The organism is Streptomyces sp. NPDC054932 (assembly GCF_053610205.1).
On the sequence record NZ_JBSGXU010000054.1, the window covers coordinates 41,092 to 43,744 of the forward strand.

Consider the following 2,653-nt stretch of genomic DNA (forward strand, 5'->3'; position numbering starts at 1 on the left):
CGGACACCTGGTGTCCGGGCCCTTCTCATGTGTACCGAATCGCGTACCGAGGGTTACGCGGTCTGCTCCTGCTGCTTGCGCCAGCGGATTCCGGCCTCCAGGAAGCCGTCGATCTCGCCGTCGAGCACCGCCTGCGGGTTGCCGACCTCGAACTCCGTCCGCAGGTCCTTGACCATCTGGTACGGGTGCAGGACGTAGGACCGCATCTGGTTGCCCCAGGAGCTGCCGCCGTCCTTGAGGGCGTCCATCCTGGCCTGCTCCTCCTGGCGGCGCCGCTCCAGCAGCTTGGCCTGGAGGACGTTCATCGCGCTCGCCTTGTTCTGGATCTGCGAGCGCTCGTTCTGGCAGGAGACGACGATGCCGGTCGGCAGGTGCGTGATGCGGACCGCCGAGTCGGTGGTGTTGACGCCCTGGCCACCGGGGCCGGAGGCGCGGTACACGTCGACGCGCAGCTCGGTCTCGTCGATCTCGACGTGGTCGCTGGTCTCGACGACCGGGAGCACCTCGACGCCCGCGAAGGAGGTCTGGCGGCGGCCCTGGTTGTCGAAGGGCGAGATCCGCACGAGGCGGTGGGTGCCCTGCTCGACCGAGAGGGTGCCGTAGGCGTACGGGGCCTTGACGACGAAGGTGGTCGACTTGATGCCGGCCTCTTCCGCGTACGAGGTCTCGTAGACCTCGGTCGGGTACCCGTGGCGCTCGGCCCAGCGCAGGTACATGCGCTGCAGGCGCTCGGCGAAGTCGGAGGCGTCGACGCCGCCGGCCTCGGCGCGGATGTTGACCAGGGCCTCGCGCTCGGCGTACTCGCCGGAGAGCAGGGTCCGGACCTCCATCTCGTCCAGCGCCTTGCGGACGGAGACCAGCTCGGTCTCCGCCTCGGCCAGGGTGTCCGCGTCCTCCATCTCCTGGGCGAGCTCGAACAGCACCGCCAGGTCGTCGATGCGCCCGCGCAGGGTCTCGGTCTTGCGGACCTCCGCCTGGAGGTGCGAAAGCTTGCTCGTGATCTTCTGGGCGGCCTCCGGGTCGTCCCACAGGGACGGCGCGGCGGCCTGCTCCTCGAGCACGGCGATTTCTGCCCTCAGCTTGTCGAGGTCCAGGACGGCCTCGATCGACCCCATGGTCGAGGAGAGGGACTTCAGCTCTTCGGAAACATCGACGACTGCCACGGGTCCAGCGTAGCCGGTCCCCGGACAACGCCGTCCGGGCAGGCCGGATCACCCGTACTGATGAGAGGTCGTACGGGCGTACGCTCACGGTATGACCGTTCTCCTCGTCAAGCGCCGCCATGTGGACCACATGCGTGTCACGACGACGAGCTGTCAGCCGCCGGACCGTTCACAAGCCTGATCCGCACCGATCCGACTTGGTCCTGTACGCGGCTCCCGCGGTCCCGGCACCACCCCTGTCGGAGACCCTCCCCCGCCCGCGGCCCCCGCCATCCCTGGGGAACAGGACCCCGTGACATCCCGAAACGGAGCCGTCATGCCGTCCGCGCACACTCTCCCCGTCCTGGACCTCTCCCAGGCGGACGACCCGGCCCAGCGGGCCGACTTCCTGAAGAAGCTGCACGCAGCAGCCAGGGACACCGGTTTCCTGCACCTGACCGGGCACGGCGTCACCGCCGCCGAGAGCGCCCGCATCCTCGAACTGACCAAGGCCTTCTTCGCCCTCCCCGAAGCCGACCGGCTCGCCGTCAGCAATCTGAACTCCCCGCACTTCCGCGGCTACACCCGGATCGGCCACGAGCTGACCGGCGGCGCCTCCGACTGGCGGGACCAGCTGGACGTCGGCGCGGAACGCCCGGCGCCGGCCGTGGGGCCGGACGACCCGGCGTACCTGTGGCTGGAGGGCCCGAACCAGTGGCCCGCCGCCCTCCCCGAGCTCCGTACCGTGGTCCTGGACTGGCAGTCCCGGCTCGCCGCGGTCGCCCACCGCCTGCTCCAGGAACTCCTGGTCGCGATCGGCGCCCCGGCGGACTTCTTCGACGCGGCCTTCGCGGACCGCCCGCACCTGCACACCAAGCTGATCCGCTACCCGGGATCGGCCCCCTCCGGCGCCGACCAGGGGGTCGGCGCGCACAAGGACTACGGCTTCCTGACGCTCCTGCTCCAGGACTCGGTGGGCGGCCTCCAGGTGGTCCGGGACGGCGGCTACCTGGACGTACCGCCGATGCCGGGCGCGTTCGTGGTCAACCTGGGCGAGCTGCTGGAGATCGCGACCGAGGGGTACCTGACGGCGACCGACCACCGGGTGGTCAGCCCGCCGGGCGCGGTGGAGCGGTACTCGGTGCCGTTCTTCTACAACCCGCGGCTGGACGCGGTGATCGAGACCGTCCCCGGCGACTACCTGCGCTCGGCGCCCGGAGTCGCCCACGACGAGTCGAACCCGCTGCACGCCGAGTACGGCCGCAACGAACTGAAGGGCTGGGTCCGCGCCCACCCCGCGGTGGCCCGGCGCTGGCACCCGGAACTGGCCACGGCGTAGCCGTCCCCGCGGGGTTGGCGGGCGAGGGCGGAGCCGCGACCGCTGCGCAAGGCCTCCACGGGCTGCGCCCAGACCCGCGCCTCGAGCGCCCGCCCGCCATGCCCGCATGCCCGCTACGCGGAGTTTTCTCCCCGCCCCGCCCAAACGCCGGACGGGCTGCAAGGACCAGCCC

The 2,653-nt window shown here is 71.1% G+C and carries 2 protein-coding genes; one reads left to right on the forward strand and one right to left on the reverse strand.

Annotated elements, in window-relative coordinates; genetic code table 11:
* Positions 1 to 53: 53 nt before the first annotated feature.
* Positions 54 to 1,163, reverse strand: a complete 1,110-nt coding sequence (gene prfB, locus ACWGE1_RS17270) for a peptide chain release factor 2 (protein ID WP_453421336.1) — start codon at positions 1,161 to 1,163, stop codon at positions 54 to 56.
* A 316-nt stretch (positions 1,164 to 1,479) separates the two neighbouring features.
* On the opposite strand from prfB, the gene ACWGE1_RS17275 reads away from it, so the two are divergent.
* On the forward strand, positions 1,480 to 2,481 hold the full coding sequence (locus ACWGE1_RS17275) for an isopenicillin N synthase family dioxygenase (RefSeq protein ID WP_453421337.1): 1,002 nt from the start codon (positions 1,480 to 1,482) through the stop codon (positions 2,479 to 2,481).
* Positions 2,482 to 2,653: the final 172 nt, after the last annotated feature.

Bases quoted from the DNA above. Each gene is read 5' to 3' on its own strand.
- ACWGE1_RS17275 (WP_453421337.1), top strand. From the start codon at position 1,480: ATGCCGTCCGCGCACACTCTCCCCGTCCTGGACCTCTCCCAGGCGGAC.